The organism is Enterovirga aerilata, from assembly GCF_013044135.1.
Classification (GTDB): domain Bacteria; phylum Pseudomonadota; class Alphaproteobacteria; order Rhizobiales; family Beijerinckiaceae; genus Enterovirga; species Enterovirga aerilata.
Map to the genome: position 1 here is coordinate 341,536 of NZ_JABEPP010000006.1, position 26,501 is coordinate 368,036.

The 26,501-nt window shown below is 70.6% G+C and carries 24 protein-coding genes; 7 read left to right on the forward strand and 17 right to left on the reverse strand.

The genetic code is table 11. The annotated features are described in order from the left end of the window. Window positions 1-90: 90 nt before the first annotated feature. Together HJG44_RS21155 and HJG44_RS21160 are read left to right on the forward strand one after the other, a co-directional pair. Window positions 91-1,365, forward strand: a complete 1,275-nt coding sequence (locus tag HJG44_RS21155; protein ID WP_210261255.1) for an alpha/beta hydrolase — start codon at window positions 91-93, stop codon at window positions 1,363-1,365. Between the two features lie 107 nt (window positions 1,366-1,472). After that, the gene (locus HJG44_RS21160) at window positions 1,473-1,649 is read left to right on the forward strand and encodes a DUF1328 domain-containing protein (RefSeq protein WP_171220317.1); all 177 of its coding nucleotides are present in this window, start codon (window positions 1,473-1,475) and stop codon (window positions 1,647-1,649) included. A 58-nt stretch (window positions 1,650-1,707) separates the two neighbouring features. Here HJG44_RS21160 and HJG44_RS21165 read toward each other — a convergent pair whose 3' ends face one another. Then, a complete protein-coding gene (locus HJG44_RS21165; RefSeq protein ID WP_171220319.1) occupies window positions 1,708-1,929 on the reverse strand; it encodes a NepR family anti-sigma factor in 222 nt (73 codons plus the stop codon). A gap of 161 nt (window positions 1,930-2,090) precedes the next feature. Between HJG44_RS21165 and HJG44_RS21170 the strand changes: the two genes are divergently transcribed. Continuing rightward, window positions 2,091-2,891, forward strand: coding sequence for a response regulator (locus tag HJG44_RS21170; protein ID WP_171220321.1), 801 nt, complete (start codon window positions 2,091-2,093; stop codon window positions 2,889-2,891). Window positions 2,892-3,119: 228 nt separating this feature from the next. Here the strand turns inward: HJG44_RS21170 and HJG44_RS21175 are convergent, their stop codons facing one another. Then, window positions 3,120-3,308 (reverse strand): KGG domain-containing protein, encoded by a 189-nt coding sequence (locus tag HJG44_RS21175; RefSeq protein WP_171220322.1) that lies wholly within the window; start codon window positions 3,306-3,308, stop codon window positions 3,120-3,122. 311 nt (window positions 3,309-3,619) lie between these two features. On the opposite strand from HJG44_RS21175, the gene HJG44_RS21180 reads away from it, so the two are divergent. Then, window positions 3,620-5,083, forward strand: a complete 1,464-nt coding sequence (locus HJG44_RS21180; RefSeq protein WP_171220323.1) for a DEAD/DEAH box helicase — start codon at window positions 3,620-3,622, stop codon at window positions 5,081-5,083. A gap of 80 nt (window positions 5,084-5,163) precedes the next feature. Here the strand turns inward: HJG44_RS21180 and HJG44_RS21185 are convergent, their stop codons facing one another. From HJG44_RS21185 to HJG44_RS21225, 9 genes are read right to left on the reverse strand one after another with little or no spacing between them, the layout of a single operon-like run. Further along, window positions 5,164-6,330, reverse strand: a complete 1,167-nt coding sequence (locus tag HJG44_RS21185; protein ID WP_171220324.1) for an ABC transporter permease — start codon at window positions 6,328-6,330, stop codon at window positions 5,164-5,166. A 40-nt stretch (window positions 6,331-6,370) separates the two neighbouring features. Continuing rightward, the gene (locus tag HJG44_RS21190; RefSeq protein ID WP_171220325.1) at window positions 6,371-7,387 is read right to left on the reverse strand and encodes an ABC transporter permease; all 1,017 of its coding nucleotides are present in this window, start codon (window positions 7,385-7,387) and stop codon (window positions 6,371-6,373) included. Beyond that, on the reverse strand, window positions 7,384-9,363 hold the full coding sequence (locus HJG44_RS21195) for an ABC transporter substrate-binding protein (protein ID WP_171220326.1): 1,980 nt from the start codon (window positions 9,361-9,363) through the stop codon (window positions 7,384-7,386). The genes HJG44_RS21190 and HJG44_RS21195 overlap by 4 nt, the downstream gene beginning before the upstream one ends. Beyond that, window positions 9,360-11,225, reverse strand: a complete 1,866-nt coding sequence (locus tag HJG44_RS21200; protein ID WP_171220327.1) for a dipeptide ABC transporter ATP-binding protein — start codon at window positions 11,223-11,225, stop codon at window positions 9,360-9,362. Before HJG44_RS21200 ends, HJG44_RS21195 begins: the two co-directional genes overlap by 4 nt. Before the next feature lie 60 nt (window positions 11,226-11,285). Next, a complete protein-coding gene (locus HJG44_RS21205; protein WP_171220329.1) occupies window positions 11,286-12,029 on the reverse strand; it encodes a polysaccharide deacetylase family protein in 744 nt (247 codons plus the stop codon). Then, window positions 12,026-13,159 carry a glycosyltransferase family protein gene (locus HJG44_RS21210; RefSeq protein ID WP_171220330.1) on the reverse strand — a complete coding sequence of 378 codons (1,134 nt, stop codon included), beginning with the start codon at window positions 13,157-13,159 and terminating at the stop codon, window positions 12,026-12,028. Before HJG44_RS21210 ends, HJG44_RS21205 begins: the two co-directional genes overlap by 4 nt. A 2-nt stretch (window positions 13,160-13,161) precedes the next feature. Further along, a complete protein-coding gene (locus HJG44_RS21215; protein ID WP_171220332.1) occupies window positions 13,162-14,283 on the reverse strand; it encodes a glycosyltransferase family 4 protein in 1,122 nt (373 codons plus the stop codon). Beyond that, window positions 14,280-15,566, reverse strand: coding sequence for a glycosyltransferase family 4 protein (locus HJG44_RS21220; RefSeq protein ID WP_346767232.1), 1,287 nt, complete (start codon window positions 15,564-15,566; stop codon window positions 14,280-14,282). The genes HJG44_RS21215 and HJG44_RS21220 overlap by 4 nt, the downstream gene beginning before the upstream one ends. Then, window positions 15,563-16,783: a glycosyltransferase family protein gene (locus tag HJG44_RS21225; RefSeq protein ID WP_171220420.1), complete on the reverse strand. Its 1,221-nt coding sequence runs from the start codon at window positions 16,781-16,783 to the stop codon at window positions 15,563-15,565. The genes HJG44_RS21220 and HJG44_RS21225 overlap by 4 nt, the downstream gene beginning before the upstream one ends. Window positions 16,784-16,989: 206 nt before the next feature. On the opposite strand from HJG44_RS21225, the gene HJG44_RS21230 reads away from it, so the two are divergent. The 3 genes from HJG44_RS21230 to HJG44_RS21240 are packed head-to-tail and all read left to right on the forward strand — an operon-like array spanning window position 16,990 to window position 20,944. Then, window positions 16,990-19,692, forward strand: a complete 2,703-nt coding sequence (locus HJG44_RS21230) for an ABC transporter transmembrane domain-containing protein (protein ID WP_171220334.1) — start codon at window positions 16,990-16,992, stop codon at window positions 19,690-19,692. Between the two features lie 17 nt (window positions 19,693-19,709). Then, entirely contained in the window at window positions 19,710-20,162 is a 453-nt protein-coding gene (locus HJG44_RS21235) for a Crp/Fnr family transcriptional regulator (protein WP_171220336.1), read from the forward strand. A gap of 23 nt (window positions 20,163-20,185) precedes the next feature. Next, entirely contained in the window at window positions 20,186-20,944 is a 759-nt protein-coding gene (locus tag HJG44_RS21240; protein WP_171220338.1) for an SDR family NAD(P)-dependent oxidoreductase, read from the forward strand. Between the two features lie 35 nt (window positions 20,945-20,979). On the opposite strand, the gene HJG44_RS21245 is transcribed toward HJG44_RS21240, so the two are convergent. From HJG44_RS21245 to HJG44_RS21270, 6 genes are all read right to left on the reverse strand, one after another. Then, entirely contained in the window at window positions 20,980-21,216 is a 237-nt protein-coding gene (locus tag HJG44_RS21245) for an Lrp/AsnC ligand binding domain-containing protein (RefSeq protein WP_171220339.1), read from the reverse strand. 57 nt (window positions 21,217-21,273) lie between these two features. Next, window positions 21,274-21,900 carry a pyroglutamyl-peptidase I gene (locus tag HJG44_RS21250; protein ID WP_171220340.1) on the reverse strand — a complete coding sequence of 209 codons (627 nt, stop codon included), beginning with the start codon at window positions 21,898-21,900 and terminating at the stop codon, window positions 21,274-21,276. Between the two features lie 5 nt (window positions 21,901-21,905). Continuing rightward, entirely contained in the window at window positions 21,906-22,883 is a 978-nt protein-coding gene (gene meaB, locus HJG44_RS21255; protein WP_171220342.1) for a methylmalonyl Co-A mutase-associated GTPase MeaB, read from the reverse strand. 38 nt (window positions 22,884-22,921) lie between these two features. Next, window positions 22,922-24,073 carry a YbfB/YjiJ family MFS transporter gene (locus HJG44_RS21260; RefSeq protein ID WP_171220343.1) on the reverse strand — a complete coding sequence of 384 codons (1,152 nt, stop codon included), beginning with the start codon at window positions 24,071-24,073 and terminating at the stop codon, window positions 22,922-22,924. Window positions 24,074-24,153: 80 nt separating this feature from the next. Further along, entirely contained in the window at window positions 24,154-24,915 is a 762-nt protein-coding gene (locus HJG44_RS21265) for a DUF3750 domain-containing protein (protein WP_171220345.1), read from the reverse strand. A gap of 101 nt (window positions 24,916-25,016) precedes the next feature. Further along, window positions 25,017-26,492 carry a tripartite tricarboxylate transporter permease gene (locus tag HJG44_RS21270; RefSeq protein ID WP_430395085.1) on the reverse strand — a complete coding sequence of 492 codons (1,476 nt, stop codon included), beginning with the start codon at window positions 26,490-26,492 and terminating at the stop codon, window positions 25,017-25,019. Window positions 26,493-26,501: the final 9 nt, after the last annotated feature.

The window sequence follows — 26,501 nt, forward strand, 5'->3', positions numbered from 1 at the left end:
AAGGCGCGTGCCGGACCGTGGCCGGCCCGAGGAGCCGGCCGAGCTGGTTGTGGACAGAGCGGGGACCTCGGCCCGTTCCATCGAGCAGGCATGCCGGCCTCCATCTCGTATACGCCGCCGGATCGTCGCTTCGACGCGGCCGGGCATCGGCCCGTCCGGCGGCGGCACGTCATCTACGTGCCCGGCTACGACCCGGAGGCGGAGACGCGCTACCGCATGCTCTTCGTCCGCGAGCTGATCCGCTACGCGAAGCGCTTCGGGCTGAAGGAACGCACGATCTCCCCCGTGGAGAAGACGGATGCCCCCCGCGGCTTGCGCTGGACGGTGGCGGCTGCGGGGGAAGAATGGCGGACCGAGACGACCTTCGAGGTCCTGCGCTGGGACGACATCGTGCGCCGGGACTTCGCCCGGCCGCTGCCGCTCGCCATCCTCATGCTGTTCGGCGGACTTCTGTACACGATCGCGACCGGCATGATGGTGCGCTTCTGGCGGCTGAACTGGAAGTTCGGCGGCGTCACCCTCTACCCGCCCGTGATGGTGCTGCTCACCCTCGGGCTGGGCCTCGGGCTCGGATGGGGGATCGTGTCGCTGGCGCGGCTCGCCGTCGACATCCCGAGCTGGGCCGGCTGGCTCGTCGCGCTCGCGGCCGCCTATACGTTCTTCCGCCTGACCTACCGGGTCAACGAGCGCTGGTTCGTATGGCACCTCCTGCACGACTGGCTCTTCAACTGGCAGCACGGTGTCGGCCTCCGGCCCGATTACGAGGCGAAGGTCGATCTCTTCGCCGCGCGCCTCGCCGAGGTCGCCCGGCAAGACGATGCGGACGAGATCCTCGTGGTCGGGCATTCGTCGGGCGCCGTGATGGCGGTCGAGGTGGTCGCGCGGGCGCTCGAGCTCACCCCGGGCCTCGGATCGGGGCGGGCCCGGATCGCCCTCCTGACGATGGGGTCGTGCCTGCCGCTGGTGGCCCTCAACCCGCGGGCCCGCCGATGCCGCGAGGGGATCGCCCGGATCGCGGGCGCGGCCGACATCCTCTGGGTCGAGTACCAGGCGCCGCAGGACTGGCTGAACTTCGCCGGCTTCAACCCGGTGCGGGATCTCCGCCTCGAGCCGCGGCCGCCCCTATGCTTCAACCCGGTGATCCGGTCGTCGAAGTTCCGCGAGATCGTCTCGCCCAAGACTTACCGGTCACTCCTCTTCCGGCCGTTCCGGCTGCACTTCCAGTTCCTGATGGCGAACGACAATCCGGGCGAGTTCGACTACATCATGATGGTGACGGGACCCGTGACGCTGGCCGAGCGGGTCGATCGCGGGACCGGGCCGGGCGGGGCCGTCCCGCTCTCGCCTGCGCGCGTGGAAGAATAGGAAGTCTCGCCGGCCCTTATCGCGTCCGGCCAAGCTCAACGGAACTCCACAAAAGCTTGAGTGTTCTTGTGTCATCGCCGCACGGCGGCACTGACAGAGGCATTACCATGATTGGCTGGGCTTTGACCTTCCTGCTCGTCGCGCTGGTTGCGGCGGTGTTCGGCTTCGGCGGGATCGCGGGCACCGCGGTCGAGATCGCCAAGCTCATCTTCTTCGTCGCGATCGTGCTCTTCGCGATCTCGGCCGTGGTCGGCCTGCTCCGCGGCCGCTCACCCACGGTATAGCGGCAGACATGCCGGGCGCGGCCTCGCGCGGCGCTCGGCACCTCGCTCGTCGGCCGCCCTAGCGGCCGCTTCCCTTTCCTGCGCTGAGACGGTCCAGGATGGCGGTCAGCCGGTCGGGCACAGGCTGCTCGACGAGCTCTCCGTACATGGCGCGCAGCTTGTCCCCGATCTGAGCCTGGATGACCCGGTCGAGACCCGGACCCGGATCGTGGCCGTCGGTCGCCCCCTGCTTCGCTGCGGCTCCGGGATTTTTCGCATCCCGCTTGGGCGAGCCCGCCATGCACAAACCTCTTCTACATCAACACGAAAAATCGCAATTCAACGCATCCGGGAGCAACGGGTTCCGGACGGCGCTGGAACTTTTCGCAACCTTGCGGGTTGGCGGGCGATTGTCTACGAGCCGCCCGAACGGCTCGCAAGTTTCTGTTCAGAGGCCACTGGATGTCCGCAGCACAGCTCGTCGTGCAGTTTCTGCCCTATCTGCGCCGCTATGCCCGCGCCCTGACGGGCAGCCAGGCCGCCGGCGACGCCTATGTGGCCGCGACGCTTGAGACCCTCGTCAGCGACCCCGGGATGATCGGAGGCGGCGCGAACGTGAAGGTCGCGCTGTTCACGATCTTCACGCGGATCTGGAACTCGCTCGCGGTGAACGGGGAGAACGAGCAGGTCGCTCGCGACCTGCCGGCCGAGATCCGGCTCGGCCAGATCACCCCGCTCCCCCGTCAAGCCTTCCTGCTGTCGAGCCTGGAAGGGTTCACGGAGGAGGAGGCGGCGACGATCCTCGATACCGACGTCGATCGGGTGCGCCAGCTCGTCGACGAGGCGGGCCGGGAACTCGCCGCGGACATCGCGACCGACATCATGATCATCGAGGACGAGCCTCTGATCGCGATGGATCTCGAGTCTCTCGTCGAGGGGCTCGGCCACAAGGTGACCGGCGTCGCCCGCACGCGGAGCGAGGCCCTGACCCTCGCCGAGAAGAAGCGGCCGGGCCTCATCCTCGCCGACATCCAGCTCGCGGACGGCAGCTCCGGCCTCGATGCCGTGAACGACCTGCTCGAGACCTTCGAGGTGCCGGTGATCTTCATCACCGCCTATCCGGAGAGGTTCCTCACGGGCGAGCGCCCGGAGCCTGCCTTCCTGATCGCCAAGCCTTTCCAGCCTGCGCATGTCTCGGCCGTGATCAGCCAGGCCCTGTTCTTCCAGCAGAGCGCGCGTCGATCGGACCGCGTCACCGCCTGACGCTCTCGTCCCGTCCCGCATCCCGAGGGCGCCGGCATTGCCGGCGCCCTTTTCCGTTCGGGCACTCCAGTATGCCGAGCGAGGATACAGACAGAAGAAAGGCGTGATCACCGGGGTGATCACGCCTGAAAGGTGCCGGCCGATGGGGGCAAAGCGGGGCCGGTTGCTCTCTCAACGTCCTTCGCCGAGGCCGGTTCCGGCCCGAGGCGAAAAAGTCGTCGTACCCTCTCAGACGTGGCGCGAGGACCCGGAAGCCTGCCCGCCCTTCCGTCCGGCCTGCGACGCGAGTCCGCGGTTCTGGGAGAAGGACCGCTTCTCGGCCGGGACGCTGCGGCCGCCTTTGCTTGCGATCTCGCGCTGGCGGTCTTCCGACATCGAGGCGAATCCTCGCCCGGACGCCAAATTCTCCTTTGGCATCTTTGTGCTCCGTGGTTTCGACTTGTCGGGCGATCAACCCGGGCGCGATTTCTTTAGTTCCCGCTCGATCGCGCACTCCCACAGAGCGTCTTGACTTTACCCGGCGGGGGCCCCAGATGCTGTTCAGGCGTCAGCGCCCGCGTTCTTGCGGGCTGCGTGAGAGAGGCTGCGTGACGGCCCGCGAGCAAGCGGCCCGGCCTCCATCTTCATTCGCTTCCACCGCCCAGAGAGCCCCGATCACGCGGGTTCTCCCCGGACCGCCCGCCGCAGGATGCGAGCGGCTGTCCTGACTTGTACTCGAGAGAACCTCCTTGTCGTCATTTTCCGGATTCGGCCTGAAGGCGCCGATCCTCAAGGCCCTCGCCGAAGAGGGCTATAGCCAACCCACCCCCATCCAGGCCCAGTCCATCCCGGACGTGATGGCCGGTCGCGATCTCCTCGGGATTGCGCAGACCGGCACGGGCAAGACGGCGGCCTTCGCGCTGCCGATCCTGCACCGCCTGGCCGAGAACCCGCATACCCTCCAGCGGCGCGGCTGCCGCGCGCTGGTGCTCAGCCCGACCCGGGAGCTCGCGAGCCAGATCGCGGAAAGCTTCCAGGCCTATGGCCGGCACCTGCGGCTCTCGACCACAGTCGTGTTCGGCGGCGTGCCGCTCGGCCGCCAGGAGCGCGCGCTCGCTCAGGGCGTCGACATCCTGGTCGCGACGCCCGGGCGGCTGCTCGACCTGATCGACCGGAGGGCGCTGACCATCTCGGGCGTCGAGATCTTCGTGCTGGACGAAGCCGACCAGATGCTCGACCTGGGCTTCATCCACGCGCTGCGCCGCATCGTGACGATGATCCCGAAGCAGCGGCAGACCCTGTTCTTCTCGGCCACCATGCCGGGCACGATCTCCGGGCTCGCCGACCAGCTCCTCGGCAACCCCGTGAAGGTGTCGGTCACGCCGGTCGCGACCACCGCCGAACGGGTCGAGCAGAGCGTCATCTTCGTCTCCACCGGGGACAAGCAGGTGCTGCTTCGCGCCATGCTCGAGGCGAACGGAGTGGAGCGCGCGCTCGTCTTCACCCGGACCAAGCACGGGGCGGACCGTGTCGTCCGCAATCTCGACCGCGACGGCATCCAGGCGGCCGCGATACACGGCAACAAGAGCCAGGGCCAGCGCGAGCGCGCCCTTGCCGATTTCAAGAGCGGGCGCTCGCGCGTGCTGGTCGCGACCGACATCGCGGCGCGCGGCATCGACATCGACGGCGTCAGCCACGTCATCAATTTCGACCTGCCGAACGTGCCGGAATCCTATGTCCACCGGATCGGCCGGACGGCCCGGGCGGGCGCAGCGGGCGTTGCGGTCTCGTTCTGCAACGGCGAGGAGCGCGCCTATCTCCGCGACATCGAGAGGCTGACGCGGCTCAAGGTGCCGGTCGCGCAACCGCCGGCCGGATTCGAACAGCTCGCCGCGGCGGCTCCGGCGGATGTGCCGCGACCTGCCCCGGCCCAGCCGCACCGGCAGCCGAAGCGCCGCCCCGAGGGCGGCCGTCCGGCCGAGGCGAAGGGCAGTGGCGGCGCCCGGTCGCATCAGGGCGGCCGCGGCCGCAACGGCAACGGCCAGAGCCGGCCTGCCGCCCAGAACGGGCAGGGCCGTCCCGCCCAGGCCCGGACAGGGCACGAACAGGCCCGCGCGCCGCGGCCCGCGCAGGCGCGCCCGGAAGCCCGGGGCGGAAGCCGGGAGGGCGGCCAGCTCGCCTGGCTCGAGCGGGCCCGCCGCTCGCCGGTCTGAGGCAGCTTCGCGGCCGACCCCGGCGCCAAGCCGGGGTCCACGAGGCGGGTCCCGGCTTTCGCCGGGACGAACCGCCGCATTCAGTGATAGGGGTCGGCGGCGTCCCGCAAGCCGTCGCCCATGAAGCTGAAGGCCAGCACGACGACGATCACCGGCGCGATCGGCAGCAGCAGCCAGGGGTGGAGCTGCACGGCGGCGAGGTTCTGCGCCTCGTTCAGCAGCACGCCCCAGCTCGTCACCGGCGGTCGCAACCCGAGCCCCAGGAACGAAAGCGCCGTCTCCCCGAGGATCATCGACGGGATCGACAGGGTCGCCGAGGCGATCAGGTGGCTCATGAAGTTCGGGATGAGGTGGCGCGCGATGATGCGGGTGCGCGAGGCGCCCATGAGCTCGGCGGCGCGGACGAAATCCTCCTCGCGGAGCGCGAGGAGCTTCGAGCGCACCGCGCGCGCGAGGCCCGGCCAGTCGAGCATGCCGAGGATGATGGTGATCCCGAAGAAGACGAGGATCGGGCTCCAGTTCGGCGGCAGCGCGGCCGAGAGCGCCATCCAGAGCGGAAGTTCCGGGAGCGAGCGCAGGATCTCGATCATGCGCTGGACCACGTGGTCCACCCAGCCGCCGAGATAGCCCGCAAGGCCGCCGAAGAAGAGCCCGAGCGCGAACGACACCGCGATTCCGACGAGCCCGATCGTGAGCGAGATGCGGGCCCCGTAGAGGATGCGGGAGAAGAGGTCGCGCCCGAGCCGGTCGGTCCCGAGGAGGAACATCGTCCCGTCCCGGGGCGGGCAGACGATGTGGAACCGCATCGTCCTGAGACCCCAGAACTCGTACTCGTCCCCCTTGCAGAAGAAGCGGATGCGCTGCGGCTGTCCCGCATCCACGACGTAGTCGCGCCGGAAGGTCTCCAGGTTGAAGGTGAAGCGGTAGGGATACACGAAGGGGCCGACGAACCGGCCCTCGTGGAAGAGATGGACGCCCTGCGGCGGCGCGTAGAGGAAGTCGCCGTGCCGCTTCGACTGCGCATAGGGCGCGATCACCTCGACGAAGGGCACCATCAGGTAGAAGGCGAGGAGGACGAAGGCCGCCGCCACCGCCACTCGGTGCCGCCGGAACTTCCACCAGGTGAGCCGCCAGGAGGAGGCGCGGTAGAACGCCTCGCTCTCCGTCCCGCCGGGCTCGCTCGCCCCCGGGTCGAACGGGCGCGTGTCGACATAGTGCCGCGGGCGCAGCATCGCCTCGCCGGTCATCGCGGCAGGCTCCGGCCGGGCGCGGGAGGGGAGGGCGGCGTCATCGCCCGCCGAGCCGGATGCGCGGATCGAGCCACGCCAGGAGAAGGTCGGAGATCAGCATCCCGACCACCGTGAGGGCCGCCACGAACATGAGGATGAAGCCGGCCAGGAACTGGTCCTGGCTCTTCAGCGCCGCGAGCAGGATCGGCCCGACCGTCGGCAGGCTGAGGACGAGCGAGACCAGGACCGAGCCCGAGACGAGATGCGGCAGGAGGTTGCCGATATCGGCGATGAAGGGGTTCAGCGACATCCTGAACGGGTATTTCAGGAGCGCGCGGGTCGGCGGCAGCCCCTTCGCCTTGGCGGTGACGTAGTACTGCTTGCCGAGCTCGTCGAGCAGGTTCGCCCGCATGCGCCGGATCATGGCGGCGGTGCCGCCGAGGCCGATGACGAGCGTCGGCACGACGAGGTGCGACAGGAGCGAGCCGAACTTCTCCCAGGTCCAGGGCTGTCCGGAAAACCGGGCGTCGTATAATCCGCCGATGGACACCCCGAACCAGCGGTTGGTGTAGTAGAGAAGGATGAGCGCGAGCAGGAAGCTCGGCGTCGCAAGCCCGATATAGCCGATGAAGGTCGCGACGTAGTCGCCGAGCGAGTATTGCCGCGTCGCCGAGTAGATCGCGATCGGGATCGACACGACGTGGACGAAGATCACCAAGACGAGGTTGATGAGGAGGGTGAGCCAGAGCGCGTCGCCCACGACCTCGGTGACCGGCCTGTCGAACTCGAAGGACCAGCCCCAATCGCCCTGGAGCAGGCCCGAGAAGCCGTTCGGGCCGGGCCAGAGGCCGATCCAGACCAGATATTGCTGCCAGACCGGCAGGTCGAGCCCGTATTGCTTGATCAGGAATTCGGCCTTGGCGGCCGACGCCGCCTCGCCCTGGGCGCGCAGCTCCGCGATCTGGTTCGTCAGGAAGTCGCCCGGCGGCAGCTTGATGATGAAGAAGACGAGCGCCGAGATGATGGCGAGGGTGACCGCCATCGTGGCGAAACGGCGGATCAGGAAGAGGATCATCGCGCGCCCGCTCTCTCAAAGGCCTGCGCCGTCGAGCCGGTCGCGACGGCTCCGCCGCGCCGCGCCTCCCGCCCTGGGACCCGGTCCCAGTAGAATTCGTCCATGCGGTACACGCCGAGCATGGAGGTCGGCTCCCACGAATAGACGGCGCGCGCCGGGACGTTTCTGAGACCGTTGCGGGCGACGACCGGCTGGAGCGCGCCCGCGACCGTGCCGATGGACCACTGGTTCTCGGCGTGGTTGGTCAGCATCTCGCGCCAGATCCGGGTCTGGGTTTCGGCATCGGACGCCGAGGCCCATTCGGCATAGAGGTCGAGCAGGCGCTTCGCCTCGGGCATGTCGCAGGGCTCGCCTGAGGTGCCCCTGGTCTCCCTGTACTGGCCCCACTTCGCCCAGGAATAATAGTCCTGGCGCAGCGGCGCGAGCTCGGCAGGCGGCATCGCGGCCGTCGCCAGCGCGAGGTCCAGGCCCTGCGCGGCGACCATCGTGGTCAGACCCGCATAGGTCCGGTTGCGGAGCACGGTGCGGTCCTGCGGCTTGACGAACAGCCGGACCCCGATCTCGCGCCAGAACTCGCCGATGAGCGTCAGCCCGTCGACAATGAGCCCGCTCTCGCCATCCGTTTCGACGATGATCTCGAGCTCCCGCCCGTCCGGCAGCAGCCGGATGCCGGCGGCATTGCGCTTCGTGAGTCCGATCTCGTCGAGGAGGCGCGAGGCCTCGGCCGGATCGTAGCCGGCGTTCAGCGTCCGCAGCCGCTCCTCGAAGAGGGGAGATTCGGAGGCGACCGTGTTGTTCCCCTCCCGCCCGAGGCCGAACAGGAGCGAGTTGTTGAGGGTCCGCCGGTCGATCCCGAGCGAGAGCGCGCGGCGGAAGCGGAGGTCTCGGTTCAGCGCCCGCCAGACCGGGTCGGTCACGGTGAGGTTCGGATAGAGCGCGATCTCGCTGCCGCGCGCATAGGGCCACATCAGCGTGCGGAAGCCCTTGGCGCGTTCGCCCTCCTTCAGGATCGGGATGTCGCCCATCGTGAGGCCGCGGAAGAGGAGATCCGCATCGCCGGAATTGGCCTTCGCGGCCATGAGGCCACCTGCCGCGACGTCGAGCACCACGCGGTCGAGATAGGGGAGCTGCTGCCCGGCCTCGTCGACCCGGTGGTAGAAGGGGTTGCGCTCGAAGATGAAGCGGGTGGCCGGGGCGGCGGTCGCGACCTTCCAGGCCTGGAGCGTCGGCAGCTCCGGATTGGAGCTCTCGAACATGTCGTCCATTCTGTTGAACAGACCGGCCCAGGACTTGAGCTTGCCCTTCCGGGCGGCTTCCTCGAGCTTCGCCTGGTCGGCATAGTCGGCGTGGAACCGCTTCAGGTAGTGCGCCGGCCGGTAGATGAAGGGGTCGCGCGGCTGCGCCAATGTCGGCAGGAAGCGAGGGTTCGGCGCGTCCCAGCTGTAGCGCACGGTGCGGGCGTCGATCACCTCGAAGCGAGGGCCGCTGCCGTCCACGACGAGGAAGTCCGGCAGACCGGCCGGGCTCAGCTCGCGGTTGTTCGCGACATCCTCCCAATAGAAGCGGAAGTCCTCGGCCGTGAAGGGCGCGCCGTCCGACCAGCGGTGCCCGTCGCGAAGCCGGAAGGTGAAGATGCGGTTTCCCTCGACCTGCACGTCCTCGAGGAGGTCGGGCGCGAGCTTCAGGTCCTGCGTGTAGCCGATCAGGCGGCCATAGGTGTTGGCCGAGAGATAGCGGATGTCGCGCGCACGGGCGACGAGCGAGACGATCTCGCCTCCGGGCTTCCCGAGCTCACGGCCGCGGGCGGCGATGTCGGCCACGAGCGGCGATTTCGGCAGGCGCTCTGCGACCGGAGGCAGCTCGCCCTGCGCGACCCGCGGCGCGAGGAGCGGCGTCTCGGCGTAGTCGAGCGCGGCTGCCGGCGCGGCGAAGATCGCCGCAGCAGCGAAAGCGGCCGCCGCCAGTCTCATCGTCATGCTGCTGCCTCGAGGGCGGGCGCCATCATCCGCACGTAATGGTCGGGCGACACCGCGACCATGACGCCGGCATCCTCGCCCGCGAGGCGGAATGGCTCGGGCCAGGAAGCAGGCTCCGAGAAGCGGCCCGAGCGTAGCTTGGCGAAGTCGAGCGGATGGTCGAGGTCCGGGTCCGGCACGGCCGCGAGCAGCGCCTTCGTGTAAGGGTGCCGCGGATCGCGGAAGAGCGCGGCGGCCGGCGCCTGCTCCACGATATAGCCCCGGCACATCACCGCGATGGTGTCGGCGACGTAGTCGACCACGGCGAGATTGTGCGAGACAAAGAGGTAGGAGAGGCCGAGCGCGGCCTGGAGATCCTTGAGCAGGTTGAGCACCTGCGCCTGCACCGAGACGTCGAGAGCCGAGACCGGTTCGTCGCAGAGCAGGACCTGTGGCTCGAGGGCGAGCGCACGCGCGATTCCGAGCCGCTGCCGCTGCCCGCCCGAGAAGGAATGGGGGTAGCGGCGCAGGCTCCGGCGATCGAGGCCGACCATGTCGAGCAGCGCCTTCGCGCGCTCGAAGCGCTCGTCCGGGGTGCCGACCTTGTGGATGCGCAGCGGCTCCGTCAGCAACTCGTAGACCGTCATGCGCGGGTTGAGCGACGAGAACGGGTCCTGGAACACGAACTGGACGGACCGCCGGTACGCGGTCAGCGCCTCGCCCCGAAGGCGATGCACCTCCCGCGGACCCGAGCCGCCGTCGAACAGGACGGAGCCCGTGTCGGGATCGAGCGCGCGCGAGATGATCTTGGACAGGGTTGTCTTGCCGCAGCCGGATTCGCCGACCAGGCCCAGCGTCCTGCCGCAGGGCACGGCGAGCGAGACGTCCTTCACCGCATGGACCATGCGGGTGTTGCCGCTGAACCAGCCGGACCGGAGCCTGAAGCTCTTGCTGACGCCGCGCACCTCCAGGACGTTCCGGTTCGGGGGCGGCCCGGCCGGAACCCGCGCCGCGACGGCGGCGCTCTTCACCTCCCGCAGCGGCGTGAGCCGCTCGCCGGGCTTCATGGCGAAACGCGGCACCGCCCGCATCAGCGCCTTGAGATAGGGGTGCTGCGGCCGGCGGAAGATGTCGTCGCGCGCGCCCGTCTCCATCATGCGGCCGCGGTACATGACGACGACCTCGTCGGCCATGTTGGCCACCACGCCGAGATCGTGCGTGATCAGGAGGACGGACATCCCCGTGTCGGCCTGGAGTTCGCGGATGAGATCGAGGATCTGCGCCTGGGTCGTCACATCGAGCGCCGTCGTCGGCTCGTCCGCGATGAGCAGCGCCGGTCGGGTGATCAGCGCCATGGCGATCATGGCGCGCTGGCGCAGGCCCCCCGAGAGCTCGAACGGATAGGTCACGAGCGCCCGCTTCGGATCGGGGAAGCCGACGCGGCCGAACACCTCGATCGCGCGCTCCTTCGCCTCCGCATCCGACACGTCGGCGTGGACCTTGAGCGCTTCGGTCACCTGGTCGCCCACCGTGTGGAGAGGCGACAGCGACGTCATCGGCTCCTGAAAGATCATGGCGATCCGCCCGCCCCGGAGCTGCCGCATGCGCTCGCTCTCGGCCGGGAGGGCGGCGATGTCGAGCGGGGGGTGCCTGTCGGCCGGATCGTCGAACAGGATCGAGCCGCCCGCGATCTTCGCCACCTTCGGCAGGATGCGCATGACCGCCTGCGCGGTGACGGACTTGCCGGAGCCGGATTCGCCGACGACGGCCACCGTCTTCCCGAGCGGAATGTCGAAGGAGACGCCGTCCACGGCCCGAAGGGTGCCGAGATCCGACCGGATCTCCACCGTGAGGTCACGGACTGAAAGGAGCGGCGCCTGCACCCGCGATCGCCTCGGCTCTGCTTCGTCGCCCGAAGGTTAAGTCATCAAAACGGCTGCAGTTCAATGACGCTCTTCGGCGCCCCAGAGCGCGGCGAGATCGGGGAACGTCACCGCCGGGTGGTCGGCGAGGAGTTCCGCGACGGCCTCGGTGAGCCGCCACAGCGCCTCGTCGAACATCAGGTGATGCGTGAGGAGGCCGATCGGGCCGGCATCCTCCCGGGCGAGCGCCCGTTCGAGCGCCCCGGCCAGCCGCTCCGGCGCGAGGGCGCTCCGCGTCCCCCGCCAATCCACCGGATCCAGGTGCGTGTTCACGACTGCGATGCCCGGAAGGCGGTGCCGCGGTCCGAAAGCGGAAAGGCCGGCATAGCCCTGCGCCCCGAGCGCCTCGGCCAGCGCCGGCGCGATGCGGTTCCAGGGCGGCACGAAAACCGGCAGGAGAAGGTCTCCGGCCGCCTTCCTCATCATGCCCAGGGCCAGAGCGGCGTCGGCCGAGAGCGCCTCAACGGGACGGTCGTCGCCGAACTCCGCCGATTTCCGCCCGGGCGCGGCATGGTTCGCGTGGCTGAAGCCGTGGACGAGGAGGCGGCATCCGGGCTCCTGCCTCAGACGCTCGGGCAAGGAAGGCCCGATCCGGGCCGGGATTGCCGCCACTGCGACCGGTGCGCCGAAACGTCGGGCGAGAGCGAGCAGCCGGTCCAGCTCGCCCGTGCCCGCGACCGCGTCGTCGTCGCGCCACCAGAACTCGAGCCGCGCGCCGTCGTCGGCGGCGCGGTCGAGCACGGCCCGGACCGGGGCGAGGTTCACCGCCGCGACCCTGCGAGTTCCGCGAGGATTTCGGCCGTGCGGCGCGCGCCGTCGCGGGAGATCGCCACGGGCTCCGGACGCGGCCGCCGGAGGGCGGCGGCGACCGAGGTGGCGAGGCGCTCGGCCGAAAGCTCCGCCTCGGGCACCACCGCCGCGAGCCCCCGTTCCGCCAGCTTCTCGGCGCGGAGCCGCTGCTCCGTCTCGTGTCCGGCCTCGAAAGGCACGAGCACGGCCCGCGGCCTCGCGGCGAGGAGGTCCACGGCCGTGTTGTAGCCGGCCTGGCCGACGAAGAGCCCGCACCGCGCCATGAGGTCGCGAAAGTCGGGCCGCGCCCGCTCCAGCGTGACGTTGCCCGGGGCTGCGGCGAGAAGGCGGGCGAAGGCCGCCTCGCTCACGCCGCGCCCGACCAGGAGACGCCAAGACCGGCCGGGAACGCGGGAGGCGGCCCCGAGCGCCGCCTCGTAGAGCGGCATCGCGGCATCGCTCGACCCGCCCGAGACGAGGATCTCGCCGAGTTCCGGCCCGGGCTCCGGCTCCGCCTCCGCGTCGATGTAGCCCGTATACCGGATAAGGGCGCCGATGCCGTCCGCCGCGGGCCAGGAGGCTTCCAGGGAAACCAGGGCCGGGTCGCCATGCACGAGCACGGCATCGTAGAGGTCCGCCAGGATGCGGTGCGCGCGCCGGACCTTCTCGGGCTTCTCCGGCGCGACCAGGATGTCGCGGACCGAGGACGCGACCAGGGGCCTCGGCCGGAGCCGGTGCGCCGCTTCGACGAGAGCCGTGAATTCCTCCCCGAGAGAGCGGCGGCCGAACGGAAAGAGTTCCGTCACGAGGACGTCCGGCCGCCGCTCGGCCAGGGTGCCGAGGAGCAGGGCGCGCCGCCGGCCGAGGTAGCCGGGGCCGACCTCCCTGCCGTCCGGGTCCCGCAGCGTCGAGAGGTCGTCCACCCGGCCCTGGACCGGCGGAAGCTGCACGAGCCGGTAGCCGCCGTCCCGGAGGATTGCCGTGGGACGCCCCCCGGAGACGAGCGTCGCCTCGTGGCCGTGCTCCGTGAGCGCGCGGGCGATCGCGGCGGCACGGGTCAGGTGGCCCGCACCGAGAAGGTGCGTCACCGCGATCAGGACCCGCATCCTCAAGCGGCTCCGGGCAGGGCGACGAGCGGCCCGAGCGCCTCGCGCAGGATCGCCGCGGCGCCGGCGAGGCTCCGCTCGCGCCGGACGAAGCGGAGCGCCGCCTCGCCCATTTCGGCGCGGCGGACCGGGTCGCCGACCAGGGCCGCGACCGCCTCCGCGAAAGCGCCCGTCTCGCCGGGAGGCGCGAGACGGCCCGTGACCCCGTCCAGGACCACGTCGGGGACGCCGCCGCAGCGGCCTGCCACGACCGGGCAGCCCTGCGCCTGCGCCTCCAGGAGCGCCATGCCGTAGGCCTCGTTGACGGCCGGCCAGACCAGGAGGTCGGCATGGGCATAGAGGCTCGCGAGCGACGCCTCGTCCCTTGCCCCGAGCAGGGTCACGCGGCTGCCGAATCCGGCGAAGAGCCGCTCCACCTCGGGGCGGGCCATCCCGTCGCCCGCGACGTCCAGAAACCAGGGCAGGTCGGGGATGCGCGCAAGGGCCTCGGCGAGGATGCGGTAGGAGGAGAGCTTGTCGCCCGGCCGCATCATGCCGACGGCGAGGAGCCGGACCGAACCGGAGGATCGGCGCGAGGAGACGGCGAGCGGCGCGGCATCGACGAAGGGCGGCAGGGCGATCAGGCGCTGTCCGGGGCGGAGCGCCCGCTCCAGGCATTCCCGATCCTGCCCGGTCATGACGAACAGCGTGTCCGCAGCCGCGATCGCATCCTCGGCGGCGGCGTTTGCGAAAGCATAGGGCCCGCCGGCGCGCTTCGGCGCCCGCGAGGCCTCGGCGATGACGTAGGGGATGCCGAGCCGCCTCGCGATCTCGGGTCCGAGATGGTCCGGCGCCTTGTAGTAGCAATGGTAGGTGAACCAGAGGCGCGGGCGCGCCTGGGCCGGGCTCCGGGCATAGCCCGCGGCGAGGCGCTCGGCCTCCTCCAGGCTCGCCGCGCGGATCGCCCGCTGCCGGACCTCGTCGCCTCCGGCTTCCCAGGTCCTGATCCGGCTCGCGATCTCGGGCGCGTAGCCAGCGCTCCCCAGCGCGCGCAGCAGCAGGCGCGCCATCGTCCTGTCCCCCGAAGGCTGGGCGTGGTCCGGCGGCTTCATGGGCGCGTAGAAGGCGACCGGCACGGGATTCATGCCGCCGCGTCCGCCGCCCTGGCCGGAGAGCTTCCGGCCTGGCCGAGCCGCGCTGCGAGCCGGTCGAACCCTGCCTCGGCCCTGAACTCGCTCGTGAGCCGCGCATGGGCCGAGCGGCCGAGCGCCAGGCGCCGCTCAGGCTCGCGCGCGAGCCCGTTGAGCGCGTTGGACAGCTCCTCCCACGAGCCCGGCGCGACGAGCACGCCGTCCTCTCCCTCGCGCACGAATTCCGGGATGCCCGCGAAGCGGGTGGAGAGGATCGCGAGCGCCTGGGACGCCGCTTCCAGGAGGACGTTCGGCAGCCCGTCGCGGTCGCCGCTCCGCGTGTCCTTCGCGGCGAGCGCGAAGAGATCCGCCTCGCGCAGGAGCGCGACGATGTCCGGCTGCGCCCGGGGGCCCAGGAAGGCGACCCGGCTCGCGATCCCGAGCTCCCCGGCGAGCCTCTTCAGCGCGGCCAAACCCTCGCCGCCGCCGACATGGGCGAAGCGCCAATGCAGGTCCGGCGGGAGGGCGGCCAGCGCCCGGAGGAGGTCGTCGAAGCCCTTCTTCGCCACCGCCCGGCCGACGGAGACGATGCGGACCGGGTCCGCCGGGTCGGAGCCGTCGCGGCCGGGCCGTGTCTCCGGCGGGGCCGGAAAGCGGGTGAGGTCGAGGCCGTGATAGACGAGCTCGACCCGCGCCGGATCCGGCGCAAGGCCGCGGAGGCGGGCCGCCCCGTCCCGCGTGCAGGTCACGCCCCAGCGCGCCTCCGCGAGCTTGTCGCGCAGCTCCCAGTCCGGGCTCGTCCAGATGTCCTTGGCATGCGCCGAAAAGGTCCAGGGAAGGCCGGTCAGGAGGGCCGAATAGCGGGCGACGGAGGCGGGCGTGTGCAGATAATGCACGTGCAGATGCCGGACCTCGCCGGGCAGCTCGCGCGCGAGCACCAGGGCCTGCCCGAGCCGGCGCATGCGGTTCGGGGTCGGATCGCGCCGGAGGTCGCGCCATCCGGCCCGCAGGAAGGCTCCGAATCCCGGCCGGCGGATCCCGGCGAGCAGCCCGCGCAGGACCCGCACCGGCTCCTGGTAGAGGTATTCCGGAAGGTACCGGACGGGCGCCTCGATCTCCCGATGCACCGGATGGGTGAAGCGCTCCGTCGGATGGCGCAGGGACCAGATCTCGATCGCGAGCCCGCGCTGCTCCAGACCGCGGATCTCCTGCGCGATGAAGGTCTCGGAGAGCCGCGGATAGCCTTTGACGAGGATCGCGACCCGGCTCGGCGCGTCCCCGCCCTCGGGTCCCGTCACTCCGCAGCCTGCAGCCCCGGCGCGGCCTCGAGCACGGCCGAGAACCGTTCCCGGATGACGTCCAGCCCGTCCAGCAGGCGCGGGACGACGATGTCGGACGGCTTGTTCTGGCCGGGCAGGCTCCGCAGCGCCTCCGCCATCAGCCCGGGATCGCGGCCTTCCCCGTTCTCCACGAGCGCGCGCACGAGCCCGAGCCGCTCGGCCTCGATCGCCCGGATGAGCTGCTCGCGCCGCGGCCGGGTGCGCGGCACGATGAGCGACGGCTTGTCGACGGACAGGATCTCGCAAAAGGTGTTGTAGCCGCCCATCGCGACCACGCCCGCCGCCTTGCGCATGAGGAGCTCGAGCTTGGTGTCGAACGAGATGGCGTCGAGCTTCGGATGGCGGCCGATGCGCTCCATGAGGCGGCGGCGGTGATCGCGGCTGATGAAGGGCCCGAACACGATGAGCGCCGGAAGCTCGATGCGCTCCTCCGCCTCGTAGGCGGAGACCACCCAGTCGATCACGTCCTCGCCGTCGCCTCCGCCCCCGGTCGTGACCAGGATGAAGGGCTGCCGGGTGATCTTGGGATGGTAGGTCAGGGACGAGGTGGTCGGCATCTCGCGGCGGAGATAGCCGGTATAGGTGGTGCGGCGCTCGAGCCGGGCCGGCAGATCGAGGCAGTCGAGCGGGCGGTAGACCTCCGGCAGGCCGTAGACCCAGATCTCGTCATAGAACCGGGCCAGGATCTCGGTCGCGCCCTTGCGCTCCCATTCCGGAACCAGGAGCGCCGGCTCGTCGAGCACGTCCCGGACCCCGAGCACGATGCGGCAGCCGCGCGCCCGCAGGTGCTCGAGCGCCGGCACGATCTCGCCCCGGAAGCCGGTCGGCTCCTTGTCGACGATGAAGATGTCCGGCCGGAAGCTCACGGCGGCTTCGAGGATCAGGGCCTCGCGCAGCCGCACCGCCTCCTCGATCGGGACGTTCAGGTTGAGGCTGCGGTAGTCGCCGTCCGGCTGCTTCGTCACGCCGGGGATGCGGACGTAGTCCACGCCCTTCCCGAACTCGAAGCTGCCGATCACCGGGGAGCCCGACAGGATCAGGACCGAGGCGCCCGGCCGCTCGGGGACGAGCGCATTCGCGATCGCCCGGGACCTGCGCAGATGCCCCAGGCCGAACGTGTCGTGGCTGTAGATGAGGACGCGGACCGAACCCGCTGAAGCCTGTGGGTCGGGCATCCCGTGCGGAGACAAGCGATCCTCTTCCCCTCCAAACGCCATGCCTTCTCGTCCGCGCAGAGGGTGGGCCGAATGCGGCGATCGCCGCCAGCCTTCTAGCACAGGACGGCGGCGCCGATCACCCCCATGCCCGATCGGGGCGCGGTCGCTGCGGTTGCGCGCCGGCGCTGCGCCTGCGATGCAGGGCATGCTACCCTCGCCCCGAGATGGACAAGAGCCTCTTCCGCTACATCTGGCGGCACTCCAAGCGCGATCAGCTGATCATCTTCATGGTCGTGATCGCGTCGCTGCCGTTCTACTACATGTCGCTGGACCTGCCGCGGAAGATCGTCAACGAGGCCATCCAGGGCCGCGCCTTCGAGCAGGGCCGCCAGACCGCCAAGTTCCTGGACATCAGCATCTCCCTGCCGGCCTGGCTCGGCGGGCACAGGTTCGACTTCTTCGAAGGATTCGAGGTCGGGCGCCTGCACCTCCTCTTCGGCCTGTCGTTCCTGTTCCTGTTCTTCGTCCTCGTGAACGGCGCCTTCAAGTACTGGATCAACGTCGCGAAGGGGGCGCTGGGCGAGCGCATGATGCGCCGCATGCGCTTCGAGCTGTTCAGCCTGGCCCTGCGCTTCACGCCGGAGACGCTGCGGACGGTGAAGTCCTCGGAGGCCGCCACCATCATCAAGGACGAGGTCGAGCCGATCGGCGGCTTCATCGGCGACGCCTTCGTCCAGCCGGTCTTTCTCGGCACCCAGGCCGCAACCGCGCTTCTCTTCATCCTCATGCAGAGCGTCTGGCTCGGCCTCATCGCGGCGGCGGTGGTCGGGGTTCAGCTCGTCGTGATCCCGCGGATGCGGCGCGAGCTTCTCCGGCTCGGGCGCATGCGCCAGATCGCCTCGCGCCGGCTCGCCGGGCGCATCAGCGAGGTGATCGACGGCATGGAGGCGGTCCATGTCCACCAGACCGCGCGCTGGGAACGCGCCGAGATCGGCCACCGGCTCTACGAGCTCTTCGACATCCGCTTCCGCATCTACAAGCGGAAGTTCATCGTCAAATTCCTGAACAACCTGCTCGCCCAGCTCACGCCTTTCTTCTTCTACGCGTTCGGCGGCTATTTCGCCCTGCAGGGCCGGCTCGACATCGGACAGCTCGTCGCCGTGATCGCGGCCTATCGGGAGCTGCCGCCGCCCTTGAAGGAGCTGATCGACTGGGATCAGCAGCGGCTCGACGTGCAGGTGAAATACGACCAGGTCGTCGCCTATTTCGCCGCCGAGAAGCTGCTCGCCGAGCATGCGGAGGAGGAAGCCGAGGCGCAGGACATGGAGCTCGTCGGTCCGCTCGAGGTGAGGCACCTCACGATTCTCGACGCTCACGGCTCGGCCCTGATCGCCGGGGCGGACCTGGACCTTCGGCTTCCTGCCCGGATCGGCGTTGCGGCCGAGACGGGAAATGCCGCGAGCGTGTTCGCCCGGCTCATCGCGCGCCGGCCCGTCGAATTCTCCGGCGAGGTGCGGATCGCCGGCCACGACCTGACCGAGATACCGGCCTCCGTCGTCGGGCGGCGCATCGCCTATGCGGGGGTCGAGCCGATCCTCTTCCCCGGCAGCATCCGCGACAATATCCTCTACGGCCTGCGGCAGCGTCCCATGACCAGCGCCGAGCAGAGCGAGCTGGATCGGAGATTGCAGGAGGCGAAGCGCACGGGGAACCCGCTCGATACGCCGGAGGCGGACTGGATCGACCTGTCCCGCTCGGGTGCCGCAAGCCGCGAGGAACTCGACGACCGCATCGTCGAGCTCCTCGGCCGTATCGGCCTGCGGGACGATCTCTACCGCTTCGGCCTCGGCGGAACGATCAACCCGGAGCGCCATCCGGAGCTCGCCGAGCGCCTCGTCGAGGCTCGCGAACGGCTCCATCGACGGCTCGAGGAGGAGGGGCTGTCGGAACTCGTCGAGTTCTTCGATCCCGACCGGTACAATCAGCACGCCACCGTGGCCGAAAACCTCCTGTTCGGCGTGCCGACGAGCCAGAGCCTCACGGGACGGGCCCTCGCCGGCGACATCCATTTCCGCGAAGCGCTCGACCGGGCCGAGCTCACGCAGGACCTGGTCGCGATGGGCGCCCGCATCGCCGAGACCATGGTCGACATCTTCAAGGGCCTGCCGCTCGGCCATCCGCTCTTCGACCAGTTCTCCTTCGTTCACGCGGACGAGCTCGGCGAATTCGAGAAGATCCTGAAGCGGCTCGGGATGTCCGGCCGCGGCGGCGCAACCCGCGAGGACAGGGAGCGTCTCCTGGCGCTCACGCTGCCCTATGTCGAACCCCGCCACCGGCTCGGGCTCCTCGACGAGGCCATGATGGAGCGCCTGCTCGCGGGCCGCGCCCAGGTTCGCGAGATCCTGTTCCGGCACGGCCGCAACGACGTCCGGTTCTACGAGCCCGACAGCCTGAACCCGGCTGCCACCGTGCGCGACAACCTCCTGTTCGGCCGCGTGAACGACCGGATCGCCGACGCACGGGAGCGGGTGCGGCTGATCGGGGCGGAGATCATCGAGGAAATGTCCCTCCGCGCGGGGATCGAGCGGGTCGGCCTCGATCACCAGGTCGGGCCGGCGGGACGGCTCCTCACCTCGCCGCAGCGTGCGGCCGTCAACCTGCTGCGCTGCGTGGTGAAGCGGCCCGACATCCTGGTCGTCGACGGCGCGCTCGCCGCGTTCGGGGAGAGCCGGGCGGACGCCGTTCTCGACATGCTGACGGACGAGACCGCCGGGCGCACGCTCCTCGTGGTCCTGTCGAACGAGCGTCGCGCCGACATGTTCGATGTTCTCGTGCGATTCTCCGCCGGCGGCGGCGCGGAGGTGAGGCGGCGGGAGGCGGCGGGATCCGTCCCGCGGGATGAAGCCGCGTCGGCGGCTGCGGAGTAGGTGATGAGGTCGGTTCGATGACGCTGGATTCCGAGGTTCTCTCGCTGCGGCAGGTTCCGATGTTCCGGGACATCGACCCTTCGCGGCTCAAGCTTCTCGCCTTCACGTCGGAGCGGATCCATTTCGCGAAGGGGCAGCGCTTCTTCTCGCAGGGCGACGCGGCGGACGCGGCCTATGTGATCCTGGACGGCTGCGCGGAGGTGGTGCTGGACAATCCGGGCGGGCCCGTGAAGGTCGCCGAACTCGGGCGCAACGACCTCGTGGGCGAGATGGGCATCCTGTCGGATTCGCCGCGCTCCGCCACGGTGATCGCCACCGAGCCGTCCTCGGCACTGCGGATCGACAAGCGGGTCTTCCTTGAGCTTCTGAGCCAGTTCCCGCAGATGTCGATCGCCGTGATGCGGGAGCTCGCGAACCGGCTGGAGCGGACCAATGCCCAGCTGCTCTCGCGCTCGCCGCGGCCGGTCTGAGCGAGTTCGAACGAGGCGGATTCATGGATCTCGGTGCGAGTCTGGCGGGGCGTCACGTCCTGGTCACGGGGGCGTCCAGCGGGCTGGGCGAGCATTTCGCCAAGCTCGTCGCCCGCTGCGGCGCGAGGGTCACGGTCGCGGCGCGGCGGCGGGAGCGCCTCGACGAGCTCTCGGCGACCCTGGCCGAGCTCGGCTCGCCGGAGGTGCGTGCGCTCGAGCTCGACGTCACCGATGCCGGCTCGGTCGAGGCGGCGCTGGCAGCTGCAGGCCGGATCGACGTCCTGGTGAACAATGCGGGGATATCGGACGGCCGCCCGGCGCTCGACATCCCGCTCGATCTCTACGACGCCGTCGTCGATACGAACCTGCGCGGCGTCTGGCTGCTCTCCACCGGGGCCGCCCGCGCCTGGCGCGATTCGGGGCAGGGCGGCGTGATCGTCAACATCGCGTCGATCCTGTCCTTCCGGGTGACCGGGGCCGTTCCCGTCTACGCTGCTTCCAAGGCCGCCGTCCTGCAGCTCACCTCCGCGCTCGCGCTGGAATGGGCCAGGTACGGCATCCGCGTGAACGCGCTCGCGCCGGGCTACATCGCGACCGAGATGAACTCGGAGTTCTTCGAGACGGATGCCGGCAAGGCCATGATCAAGCGCATTCCGATGCGCCGGCTCGGCAACCCGACCGACCTCGACGGCGCCTTCCTCCTGCTTGCGGGCGACGCGTCGGCATGGATGACGGGCACCTGCATCACGGTGGATGGCGGGCACCTGGTTTCCTCGCTCTGACGGGTCCGCCTCCCGGCGGGGCGCGGCAGCGCGCCTCAGAACGCCTTGAAGGTGATGATGGTGCGGGTGTCGGCGATGTCCGGGATCGGATGGACGTTCTCGGCCACGAAATGGCCGATATCGACGTCGTCGTCGACGTGGAACTTGGCCAGGATGTCGTAATTGCCGGCTGTCGAATAGATCTCGGAGGCGATCTCCCGGTCCGCCAGCGCGCTCGCGACCGGATAGGTCTTGCCCAGTTTGCACTTGATCTCGACGAAGAAGGTCTGCATCCGCGCCCTCGCATCCGGCCTGGCCGGCCCCCGGCTTAGCGGAGCCGCGCGGGAGCTTCAACGCGTGCCGCGCCGGCCCTCCCGCAGCATCTCCATCGCGATCTCGGCCAGCGCGACGGCGAGCCGCTCCGGCCAGCGCGCCGTTTGCCGAGGCCCGCTCGTCCGGCGGGGCCGGTCGGGGTCGGGCGTCCTGGGGATGTGGATGAAGAGGACCGGAAGACCGGTCCCGAGAGCCCGGTAATAGGCTGCGTTGCAGAGATAGCGCCCGGCGTCCCGCGACAGGCGGGACGGAAGGTGATGCCGGCGCAGCACGCGCAGCATCTTGTCCGGAGGCAGCGGGCTCTTCCGGATTGTCCGCCTCCCCGAGGCGGTCGGAGTCTCGGCCCGCTCGCCTGCCACATCCGGGAACAGCATGCTGCGCCGGCCGGTCGCCCGCCACTCCACCCTCACGCGCTTCGACCGGCCCGCGACCCCGATCATCAGGACCGCGTCCGGCCTCTCGGAAAGGGCGGGATCGAGCTCGCGCGGAAGCGCGGCATAGGCGGTCGTCAGGATCACGGGCCGAGCCGCGACGCCCCGGAGCCGCCAGCGCGGCGAGCCCGCGACGGCGCGGGCCGCGGCTGCGCTCGGGTTGCGCGGCATGGAGGGGAACGGCCCGAAGCCGGTGACGAGAAGGCGACGCATCGCACTCAGATCCCCAGCAGGGAAGCGATCTCGTCGGCCGCGGCCGCGGGGGAGAGCGTGCCCTCGCCGAGACGGGCCTCGATGGACGGAACGCGCTCGCGCAGCCCGGGGTCGCTGCGCAGCCTGGTGCGGATGCGGTCCTCGACCAGCGCCCACATCCATTTCATGTCCTGGCGCCGCCGCTTGGCCGCGAGCTCGCCCGCGCCTTCCAGGGTCCGGCGGTGCTCCACGACCTTGCCCCACAGCGCGTCCAGGCCCGTGCCCTCCAGCCCGGAGATCAGGAGCACGGGCGGGCGCCAGAGCGCGTCGCCCGGAACCAGGATGTGGAGCGCCGCCCGGTAATCGGCCGCGGCCGCGGCCGCGCGCTCGCCGCCTGGCCCGTCGGCCTTGTTCACCGCGATGATGTCGGCCAGCTCGATCACGCCCTTCTTGATGCCCTGGAGCTCGTCCCCGGCACCGGGAAGCGCCAGGACCAGGAAGGTGTCGGTCAGGTCCGCGACGGCCGTCTCGGACTGTCCGACCCCGACCGTCTCGACGAGCACGACATCGTAGCCGGCTGCCTCGCAGAGGAGCATGGCCTCGCGCGTGCGGCCCGCGACGCCGCCGAGGGTGCCCGACGAAGGGGACGGCCGGACGAAGGCGGCCGGGTCGGTGGCGAGCCGCGCCATCCGGGTCTTGTCGCCCAGGATCGCGCCGCCGGTCCGGGTCGAGCTGGGGTCCACCGCGAGCACCGCGACCCGGTGCCCCGCCTCGATGAGAAAGGCGCCGAGCGCGTCGATTAGGGTGGATTTCCCGACGCCCGGAACCCCCGTGATGCCGACCCGCACGGCCTTGCCGGCATGCGGCATCACGGTCTCGATCAGCCCGTGCGCGGCGGCCCGGTGGTCGGGGCGGGAGGATTCGACGAGGGTTATGGTGCGCGCGAGCTCCGCCCGGTCGCCGGCGAGGAGCTTGTCGATGTCGGGAGAGGAGCGGGGACGCATGCCGGCCTTCTGCCGTTCCGGACGGGCGCCGTCGAGCCTCAAGCCTCCGCGGCCGGCCGGTCGGCGCCGACGAAGGAGACGAGGAGCGCCGCACCCGAGAGAACGAGCCCAGCCAGGAAGACGGATTGGTGCGAGCCCGTGCGCGCGAAGATCGCCGCAAGGGCGAAGCCCGCCCCGGCCTGCGCGACCGCGAAGGCGGCCGTCGCCTTCACCCAGACCGCGCCGGCCCCGGGCCCGGCGAGCTCCCGTGCCCGGGCGAGCGCGATCGTGGTCAGGCCGAGCGTGCTGAAGCCGCCCGCGAAGGCCGAGAGGCTGAGGAGGGTGGCCGAACTCGAGAGCGCCGCGGCGAGCGCTGCGACCTGCAGGGCGAGCCAGAGCCGGAACGCAGGGAGCGCGCCGAGCCGGCCGAGGAGGCTGCCGGCGAGGAGCGTTCCGGCGAGCCCTCCCGCCCCGAAGACGAGCCAGAGCGCGGCCCCGAAAGCCGGGGAGAGGCCGTGCCCGCGTATGGCGAGGTCGGCGAAATAGACCATGTGCGGCACGAGCCCGGCCGCCGAGAGCCCGTAGGCGGTCTGGAGGATGCCGGACCTGGCGCGCGTCCCTGCCGACGGCGGCGGCGGGATGGGGGTGTCGGGCCAGGAGCGATGCACGGCGGCCCAAAGCGCCGCGACGATGCCGGCGAGCAGGAGCCAGGTGGCAGGGATGCCGAGAGCGAGTGCGGCCGGCACGGCTCCGGACGCGGCCATGATCCCGATCGCGACGCCGCCGATCACGATGCCGCCCGCCATCCCGCGCCGGACGGGCTCGACGGCGCCCTGCACGGCCGGGCCGGCCAGTGCCATCAGGATGCCGCCGGCCGCACCGGAGACGAAGCGCCAGGAGGCCAGCCACGTCGCCCCGAGATTCGCCGCGCAGGCCGCGAAGCCGAGGACCGCGAGCGCCATGCCGAGATCGAGAGTCCGCGCCGTCCCGAGGCGCCGCGCGATCATGCGGCCGCCGAGCACGCCGAGAAGATAGCCCGCAAGGTTGAGGGCGCCGAGGACCCCCCCTTCCGCGCCGCTGACCCATCCGGCCGCCACCATGGCCGGAAAGAGCGGCACGTAGGCGAAGCGGCTGAGGCCGATCCCCGAGCAGGTTGCGGCCGCGCCGGCGAAGGCGGGCCGAAGACCGGTCGAGAGACGGGGAGGGGACATCGGGCTGGCGGGCACGGCGCCATTGGCCCGAGCCCGCCCGCCGCGTCCAGCCTCCGTCCGTCGAGGCAGCCTTCGCCGCTTCAGGATTCGGCCGTGAGCGGCAGGCCGATCCGGCCCCAGCCCGGCAGCTTGAAGGCCGGGCGCCGGAGATCGAGCCCGGCGACGAGCCCGAGGAAGTTGACTTCGAGACCCTCGACCCAGCCCACCGCCAGGCCGAGATAGCCGCCGAGCTGCAGCTGGATTCCGGTGCGGCTCGGCGTCAGGCCGGCGAAATCGCCGAACGGGTGGAAGTCCTTTCCGAGCGCAGTCGGTGGCAGCGCGGTCCGCAGGCCCGGCACCCGGGCGACCACATAGGCCACGAAGGTGTTCGAGTTCGGCCCGGGCCAGACGCGGTAGTCGCCGAACCCCGCATAGGGGTATTCAGCCACCGCCCTGCGGATCTCCGGGATGAGGCGCTCGGCCTCCGCACCGTCGATGGCGAGCACGAGCTGCGGGTCGTTGCCGAACCAGCGCGCATCCGCGGCCCAGCCATTCGTCCGCACGGGAGAGCCCCAGCCCACCTTGTCGAAACGGGTGTAGCGGGAGGCGCCCTCCTCCTTCACGACGATCCAGCTGTGATGCGCGACCATTCCCTTCCAGCGGCCGGTCCGGGCCGCGTAGATGCGGATGAGGGCAGGACGGTGCTCGGCCGCAGCGGACAGGATCTTGGCGCTCGTCCAGTCCGCCCGCGACCAGTCGGGTGCGAGATCGTCGCGCGCCGCCCACCAGAGGGCATGCGTCGCCAGCGGGAGGATGAAGAGGACGAGAAGCGCGAGGAGGATGCGGAGAGCGATCGTCGACATCGAGGAGAGACGGGGCGGGGGCGAGGCGGCGCGGGAGGAATATGATCGCCTCGAGGGCCGATCGCCATCCCAGCCCCCCGGAGCGGCGGCGCGGCCGAGGGTCACGCGGCCTGAGCGCGCCCCCTCCGCCCGAGCCGCCGATGCAGCCATACGCCCGCGGGCCAGAGGAGGGCCGCGAAGGTCATGACGGCCAGGATCGCCGAGACCGGCCGCTCGAAGAACGGCAGCAGGCTGCCGTCCGACTTGATGAGCGAGGTCACGAGGCTCTGCTCGACCATGGTCCCCATCACGATCCCGAGCACCAGCGCGGCGACGGGATAGCCGTTCGCCTCCATGACGAACCCGATCACCCCGAAAGCGGCGACGACCGTCACGGCGAAGAGGTTGTTCCCCGTCGCGAAGGCGCCGACGGCGGCGCAGACGAGCACGATCGGCATGATCGCCGCCCGCGGGGCCCGGAGCACGTGGCTCGTCGCCCGGATCATCATGATGCCGAGCGGAATCATGATGATGTTGGCCAGCATGAAGATGATGTAGAGCGCGTACATGCTGGAGGCGCGCTCGGTGAAGAGCGTCGGGCCCGGATTGAGCCCCTTCATGTAGAGCACCCCGATCGCGATCGCCGTGATGGTATCGCCGGGGATCCCGAAGAGGAGCGACGGGACCCAGCCGCTCGCCAGGCTCGCGTTGTTGCTCGCGCCGGCCTCGACCAGGCCCTCGGGATGTCCGGTGCCGAACTTCTCCGGCGTGCGGGAGAACCGCTTGGACATCGCGTAGCTGACCCAGGCCGCCATATCGGCGCCTGCGCCCGGCAGCACGCCGATGATGATCCCGACGATGTTTCCCCGGGTCATCTGGTTCCAGTACTGCTTCGTCAGCCGGATCTGGCCCGCCATGATGCTGCCGAAGCGGCGGTGCGGCATCTTCGGCGGCTCCGGAAGGAGCAGGGCGCGCATCACCTCCGAGACCGCGAAGGCGCCGACGAGCGCCGGCACCACCTCGATGCCGCCGAGGAGGTCCGTCGATCCGAAGGTGAAGCGCGGAATGCCGCCCGGATTCTCCATGCCGATGCAGGAGACGAGAAGCCCGATCAGCATCGCGGCGATCGCCTTGATGGGCGACGAGCGGGCCACGAGGGTCGCGCACATGAGCCCGAGGATGGCGAGCCAGAAATACTCGAAGGTGGAGAAGCTGAAGGCGAGCTCGGCGAGCGTGGGCGCCAGGACGACGAGCGAGATCGTGCCCGCGATCCCGCCGAGCGCGCTGAACCAGAGGCCGATCCCGAGCGCGAGCTCCGGCTGGCCCTTGCGCGTCATCGCATAGGCTTCGTCGACATAGGCCGCCGAGGCCGGCGTTCCCGGAATCCGCAGAAGCGCGCCCGGGATGTCGCCCGAGAAGATCGCCATGGCCGAGGCGGTGATGATCGTCGCTACCGCCGCGATGGGCGAGAGATAGAAGGTGACCGGGACGAGGAGGGCCGTCGCCATCGTGGCCGACAGGCCCGGCATCGACCCGACCACCAGGCCGTAGATCGCGGAGACGAGGATCGCGAGGAGGACGTCGGGAGCGGCGACCATCCCGAGGGC

Excerpts from the sequence above, each read along its gene's own strand:
- HJG44_RS21155 (WP_210261255.1), top strand. The coding sequence starts at position 91 with ATGCCGGCCTCCATCTCGTATACGCCGCCGGATCGTCGCTTCGACGCG.
- HJG44_RS21160 (WP_171220317.1), top strand. The coding sequence starts at position 1,473 with ATGATTGGCTGGGCTTTGACCTTCCTGCTCGTCGCGCTGGTTGCGGCG.
- HJG44_RS21165 (WP_171220319.1), bottom strand. The coding sequence starts at position 1,929 with ATGGCGGGCTCGCCCAAGCGGGATGCGAAAAATCCCGGAGCCGCAGCG.
- HJG44_RS21170 (WP_171220321.1), top strand. The coding sequence starts at position 2,091 with ATGTCCGCAGCACAGCTCGTCGTGCAGTTTCTGCCCTATCTGCGCCGC.
- HJG44_RS21175 (WP_171220322.1), bottom strand. The coding sequence starts at position 3,308 with ATGCCAAAGGAGAATTTGGCGTCCGGGCGAGGATTCGCCTCGATGTCG.
- HJG44_RS21185 (WP_171220324.1), bottom strand. The coding sequence starts at position 6,330 with ATGACCGGCGAGGCGATGCTGCGCCCGCGGCACTATGTCGACACGCGC.
- HJG44_RS21190 (WP_171220325.1), bottom strand. The coding sequence starts at position 7,387 with ATGATCCTCTTCCTGATCCGCCGTTTCGCCACGATGGCGGTCACCCTC.
- HJG44_RS21195 (WP_171220326.1), bottom strand. The coding sequence starts at position 9,363 with ATGACGATGAGACTGGCGGCGGCCGCTTTCGCTGCTGCGGCGATCTTC.
- HJG44_RS21210 (WP_171220330.1), bottom strand. The coding sequence starts at position 13,159 with ATGCGGGTCCTGATCGCGGTGACGCACCTTCTCGGTGCGGGCCACCTG.
- HJG44_RS21215 (WP_171220332.1), bottom strand. The coding sequence starts at position 14,283 with ATGAATCCCGTGCCGGTCGCCTTCTACGCGCCCATGAAGCCGCCGGAC.
- HJG44_RS21225 (WP_171220420.1), bottom strand. The coding sequence starts at position 16,783 with ATGCCCGACCCACAGGCTTCAGCGGGTTCGGTCCGCGTCCTCATCTAC.
- HJG44_RS21230 (WP_171220334.1), top strand. The coding sequence starts at position 16,990 with ATGGACAAGAGCCTCTTCCGCTACATCTGGCGGCACTCCAAGCGCGAT.
- HJG44_RS21235 (WP_171220336.1), top strand. The coding sequence starts at position 19,710 with ATGACGCTGGATTCCGAGGTTCTCTCGCTGCGGCAGGTTCCGATGTTC.
- HJG44_RS21240 (WP_171220338.1), top strand. The coding sequence starts at position 20,186 with ATGGATCTCGGTGCGAGTCTGGCGGGGCGTCACGTCCTGGTCACGGGG.
- HJG44_RS21245 (WP_171220339.1), bottom strand. The coding sequence starts at position 21,216 with ATGCAGACCTTCTTCGTCGAGATCAAGTGCAAACTGGGCAAGACCTAT.
- HJG44_RS21250 (WP_171220340.1), bottom strand. The coding sequence starts at position 21,900 with ATGCGTCGCCTTCTCGTCACCGGCTTCGGGCCGTTCCCCTCCATGCCG.
- meaB (WP_171220342.1), bottom strand. The coding sequence starts at position 22,883 with ATGCGTCCCCGCTCCTCTCCCGACATCGACAAGCTCCTCGCCGGCGAC.
- HJG44_RS21260 (WP_171220343.1), bottom strand. The coding sequence starts at position 24,073 with ATGTCCCCTCCCCGTCTCTCGACCGGTCTTCGGCCCGCCTTCGCCGGC.
- HJG44_RS21265 (WP_171220345.1), bottom strand. The coding sequence starts at position 24,915 with ATGTCGACGATCGCTCTCCGCATCCTCCTCGCGCTTCTCGTCCTCTTC.
- HJG44_RS21270 (WP_430395085.1), bottom strand. The coding sequence starts at position 26,492 with ATGGTCGCCGCTCCCGACGTCCTCCTCGCGATCCTCGTCTCCGCGATC.